The 4,949-nt window shown below is 59.6% G+C and carries 4 protein-coding genes; all 4 read left to right on the top strand.

The features are described from left to right. The first annotated feature begins 483 nt into the window (after window positions 1–483). Window positions 484–2,115, top strand: coding sequence for a CocE/NonD family hydrolase (locus SYN63AY4M2_RS01070; RefSeq protein ID WP_206336998.1), 1,632 nt, complete (start codon window positions 484–486; stop codon window positions 2,113–2,115). Window positions 2,116–2,220: 105 nt separating this feature from the next. Beyond that, window positions 2,221–2,481 (top strand): DUF6761 family protein, encoded by a 261-nt coding sequence (locus tag SYN63AY4M2_RS01065; RefSeq protein ID WP_011429921.1) that lies wholly within the window; start codon window positions 2,221–2,223, stop codon window positions 2,479–2,481. Window positions 2,482–2,583: 102 nt separating this feature from the next. Next, window positions 2,584–4,407 (top strand): glycosyltransferase family 39 protein, encoded by a 1,824-nt coding sequence (locus SYN63AY4M2_RS01060; protein WP_099812245.1) that lies wholly within the window; start codon window positions 2,584–2,586, stop codon window positions 4,405–4,407. 153 nt (window positions 4,408–4,560) lie between these two features. Continuing rightward, a partial coding sequence (locus tag SYN63AY4M2_RS01055; RefSeq protein ID WP_206336997.1) for a transposase occupies window positions 4,561–4,949 on the top strand: 389 nt, incomplete at its 3' end.

The raw sequence follows: 4,949 nt of genomic DNA, 5'->3' as shown, positions 1-4,949 counted from the left end.
TAAAAGAGGGGTCTGGAGGGGGCTGCGTTTGCGCCAGCAGGCCGGAGATCAAGGGCAATACCAGGGAAGGGGCTCAAACTCTGGTGGGAGTTTCTCCCTGATACATTTACGCTGAACACTGCTGAACATCACTGTTCAACTATGCAGCGATAGCATTCTGTTTGTTTCCAACCAGAATGGCGGTATCCCGCAAAGCTTTGAGTAGAATACCCAAAGCGCAGTTTCCGTGTCGTCTTACTACCAATTTTCTGCTTTGCTTTGGCTACCATGTTGGCAGACTCGAAAGTAAACAGAAAGATCAACTGGTAGTAATCCGTACTGAACATATTATACATTATTTTCAGCATAGTTGAGCTTATTATTGACTAGAGTCATGCTCTCATAAGGGCTTCTGTTTTATCTTAGGAAGAATCCACCCAGGGATCCCTTAGGTTGTCCTTGGTTGGTATCCCTTTGGCAAGATCCGCTAGCCCAACCCAGGCCATGTTGCCCGTTCGCCCCCGCGAAACTGTTTCCATGTTCACCCGCGACGGGATCCAACTGGACGCAGATGTCTATCGCCCGCAAGGGGAGGGGAGCTACCCGGTTTTGCTGATGCGGCAGCCCTATGGGCGGGCCATTGCCTCGACGGTGGTGTATGCCCATCCCAGGTGGTATGCGGCCCAGGGGTACATTGTGGTCATCCAGGATGTGCGCGGACGGGGAACCTCCAAGGGATCCTTCTACCCTTTCCGCCACGAAGCCGAGGACGGGTTCGACGCCGTCAACTGGGCGGCCGCTTTGCCGGGGAGCAACGGTGTGGTGGGTATGTACGGCTTTTCTTACCAAGGCATGACCCAACTGTATGCCGCCTCCACCCGTCCCAGCGCCCTGAAGGCCATCTGCCCAGCCATGCTGCCCTACGATCTCTACGCCGATGCCGCCTATCCGGGGGGAGCCTTCGCTTTCTACAACAACCTCAGTTGGGCCCTGCAACTGGAAGCTGAGGGGGCGCGCCTGCGCGGCGATGCCAACGCTTACCAGGCCCTTTTCAAGGCCTCCCGCAACCTGCCCCTTTACGATCCCATCCCCCTCAAGCCAGGCGTGCTGCAGCAATATGCGCCCCAGTCCTATTACTTTGACTGGCTGGAGCACAGCGAGCCCGACGACTACTGGCGCCAGCTCTCCCCCCGTCTAGAGGCGGTGGATCTGCCGATGTTGCACATTGGCGGCTGGTTCGACAGCTACCTAACCGGCAGCCTGCGCCTTTACAAGGAAATAAGCGCCCGCAGCCAAAACCCTCAGTACCTGGTTGTCGGGCCCTGGGCCCACCTGCCTTGGGGGCGCAAAGTGGGGGCGCTGGACTTTGGCCCCGAGGCCGTCAGCCCCATCGATCGGCTGCAGGTGCGCTGGTTCGACCAGTTCCTCAAAGGCAAAGACACAGGGATCCTCCAAGAGCCGCCGGTACGCCTGTTCGAGATGGGATCCAACCGCTGGCGCAGCTTTGAGGCCTGGCCCACGCCGGAGCCGAAGGTTTTCTACCTGCACAGCAGCGGCCTGGCCGCCCTTTCTGAAGCAGAGGGATCCCTTCGCCCAGAGCCCCCACCAAAGCAGCAGTCGGATACTTTTGTTCACGATCCCTGGCGACCCGTGCCGGCCCTAGGAGGCCACCTCATCCATCCCGCCGGGCCGCAGGAGCGCTCTGCCCTCGACTGCCGCGCCGATGTTCTCACCTACACCACCTCTCCCCTGGCAACCGACCTCGTCCTGGCAGGGGACATTCTCGTGGAAGTGTATGTGGAAGCCGACAGCCCCAGTTTCGATCTCTGCGCCGTGCTCTCGGTGGTGAGGCCGGAGGGCCAGGTGTATAACTTTTCCCAGGGCTACCGCCGGCTGCGGGATCCCCAGCCCAAGGCCCCCATTGGGATCCCTTGCCAGCCCACCTGCATCCGCATTCCCCGCGGCCACGCCCTGCGCCTCAGCCTTAGCGCGGCCTGTTTCCCGGCCTACCCCGTTAACACAGGCACGGGGATGCGAGAAGAGCGGCTCATCGAGGCCCGCATTCTCACCCTCGCTCTTCACAGCGGCAGCGACACCCCCTCGCGGCTGCATCTGCCCATTGTCGAGGGGAGTTAGGGGGAGTGACAGTTTAAGACAACACAGCTTCTCATCCCTTCGCAACTCCTCCTCACAAACAGACATCAAACGTTAGGATAGAAGCAAGCAGGGCAAGGGAACCCCATGTTGCAAGACCCGAAGTTGATCCGGCACTATCAGGCTTTGACCGACGCGCTGGTGGACAGTTGGCATCGCGGCTATCGGCGCACTGACGAGCTGCGCCTGCTGGTGGATGGCTACCTGCTGGCCCTGCGAACTGGCAAGCAATTGCAGCCTTTTGAGATCTACCGCCTTGAAGACGAGGTCAACCGCTTCCTCTACGACCCCTCCAACTTCGTGGAGCCGGAACTGGAGCGGGAGACCGAGGCGATGCGGGGCTATTGATATTGCTTATTGATATTGCATAGAGAGGGGCCGGGGGTGAGGGATCGAACACCGGCAGAGGCCTGGTAGGCTGGGGTCAGTGCTGTTCCTCACTCCAGTCCTATGGCGGTTTGGGATACGCTGGCAACTTCTCGGCGTCCGGCCCTGCTGGGATCCGGCTTGGGCTTGGGGATAGCCTTGACCCTTGGGTATGGGCTGTTCGGCTACCACGTCTTGCAGGTTGGCATCTGGTTGTTGAGCATCCTGTTGGTGGGGTTGTACGTGGCCCAGTTTCCCCCAGCTCAGCCCCCTTGGGATCCGACGCGGCTGCGCTGGCGCCAGGAGTTGCTGCACCTGGGGCTATTGGCGTTGGTTTTTGCTCCCATCTACCTCTACGACCTGGCCAACATCCCCTTTCAGATCAACACCGACGAGATTGTCATCACCTCCATGGCCCGGCGGGCTTCAGCGGTACGCTACCCCGATATCTTTGGGCTGATGCCAGAGTACTTCTATTTTCCCCGCTTTATGTTCAGCCTCTTTGGCGGCCTGACGCGGCTGATGGGGGGAGTCACGCTGGTGAATGTGCGCACGGTGCATGCCACCTTCGGGGTTGTCACCATTCTGGTGGCCTACGGGTTTTTTCGGTCGTTCTGGAACCCCCGGCTGGCCTTGGCGGCGGCGGCCCTCCTGGGATCCAACCACGCTCTGCTGGGCATCAGCCGCATGGCGATGCGGGAGAACCTGATTGTGCTGGTGGAGTGTGCGGCCCTGGCCTTGATCTTAAAGGGCGTGCGGGAAAAGAATCCCCTGCTTTTGTATTTGGGGGGAGGGGCAGCGGGTTTCTCCCTCTACGGCTATCTGCCGGGGCGGGTGGTGATCTTGCTGGGGTTGCTGTTTGGCGGCCTCTACCTGCTCCTGGGCCGGGAGGATCTGCAAGGAGAAAACAAGCAGGCCAACCCCTTCTGGACTTTGGCCAAGCTGACGGTGCCGGCGGCGCTGGGGTTTTTCCTGGTGGCTGCGCCCATTCTGGTGGCCACTGCCACTGCTCCGCCAGTGAGCGCCGAGTATGCCCGCCAGCAATTTCTCTTTTTCCCAGAAGGGCGGGCGCTGCAGCAGATGTGGGTGAATGCCGCTACGCCAGCCGAGGCGGTGTGGCGCAACATCCGCAACGGCCTAAGTATGTTCAACGACCCCAGCCAGCACGACCGGGGCTATATCTATCCCAACTACGGCCATGCCTTTGTAGATCCCCTGACAGGGGTCTTGATCTGGCTGGGGCTGGGATCCGGGCTCTACCGCCTTCTCAAAGGGCGCAGCCAACCCCACGACTGGCTCTGCCTGGGCAGCTTCCTGTTTCTCTACCTGCTCTTTAGCTTGGCCATCACCAAAGCCCCCAACTACACTCGCCTGCTGGTGATCCTGCCCTTTGTAGCCTACCTAACCCTGGAAGGGATCCAGGCGCTGGCTGCTCTCCTGGGACGTTGGGGATCCCGGGCAAGAGGTTGGCTGCCGGCAGCGGCGATGGCGGGGGCGGTCCTGTTGATCGGGGGATGGAACTTGGCCATTTTTGGGGATTTTGTCCACAAGGGCTGGACCCAGGGCAACGATGTGGGAGCCACCGGGCGCTACGTGGCGGCTCGACAAGGGGATCCCGACCACCGCTTCTACCTGGCGGCCAGCACCGCCTACCCCTATTTCAGTTGGGGAGAACCCCCCTACTGGCAGAGTTGGATCCAGTTTTTTGCCGGGCCGGAGCAGGAGGTGCAGGTTTTTTCCCCGGAGGCCTTGCCGACCCAAGACCTACAGCCGCCGTTTACCCTGTTCCTGAACGAGGGGGTATGGGATCAACAGGGGGCGGCGCTGCAGCGGCGCTTTCCCCAGGGGCAGTTGCACCGCATCCCGGCTGAGCGGGGGCTGTGGGCTTTTGAGGTGGGGGATCCCTAAAACGGCATCGCCAGCAACCAGCCATCGCTGGGAAAGCCACGGGTTTGGGTCAAGTACCCCCAGCTTTAGCTGGAAAAGGGCAAGGAAAGACTAGCCTGCCCAGGCAACCTACTCCGGTAGGTTCAACTGGAGCTAGCCGTCCAAAGGCCACCTATGTTGTTGTACCTGGAGTGGGTCTATGCCAAGCCTGCTCGACCCCAATCGCTGGATCCGAGAAAAGCTCTAGCAATTGACCACGGAGTCAACAACTGGCTTACGTGCGTTAGTAACTTAGGACATAGCTTCATCATTGATGGCCGCAAAGTCAAGTCCTTCAACCAGTGGCACAACAAGGAGCTGGCTAGGCTCAAGACTCACAAGCCGCAGAGGTTTTGGTTGCAAAAGCTTGACCGAATTACGGAAAAAAGAAACCGGCGGATGCGGTCCACAAAGCTGCGCGCAAGGTCATTGACTTCTGTTTGCACCACTCAATTGGGAGAATCCTCTTCGGTTGGAACAAAGAACAAAAACAAGAATGCGGTTTTAACCAAAACTTTGTTTTC

Origin of the sequence: Synechococcus sp. 63AY4M2, from assembly GCF_002760475.1 — a bacterium.
In the GTDB taxonomy this organism is placed as follows: Bacteria; Cyanobacteriota; Cyanobacteriia; order Thermostichales; family Thermostichaceae; genus Thermostichus.
This window is presented reverse-complemented; position numbering and strand designations above follow the sequence as displayed.

Coding starts and splice junctions, on each gene's coding strand:
- SYN63AY4M2_RS01065 (WP_011429921.1), top strand. CDS start 2,221: ATGTTGCAAGACCCGAAGTTGATCCGGCACTATCAGGCTTTGACCGAC.
- SYN63AY4M2_RS01060 (WP_099812245.1), top strand. CDS start 2,584: ATGGCGGTTTGGGATACGCTGGCAACTTCTCGGCGTCCGGCCCTGCTG.
- SYN63AY4M2_RS01070 (WP_206336998.1), top strand. CDS start 484: ATGTTGCCCGTTCGCCCCCGCGAAACTGTTTCCATGTTCACCCGCGAC.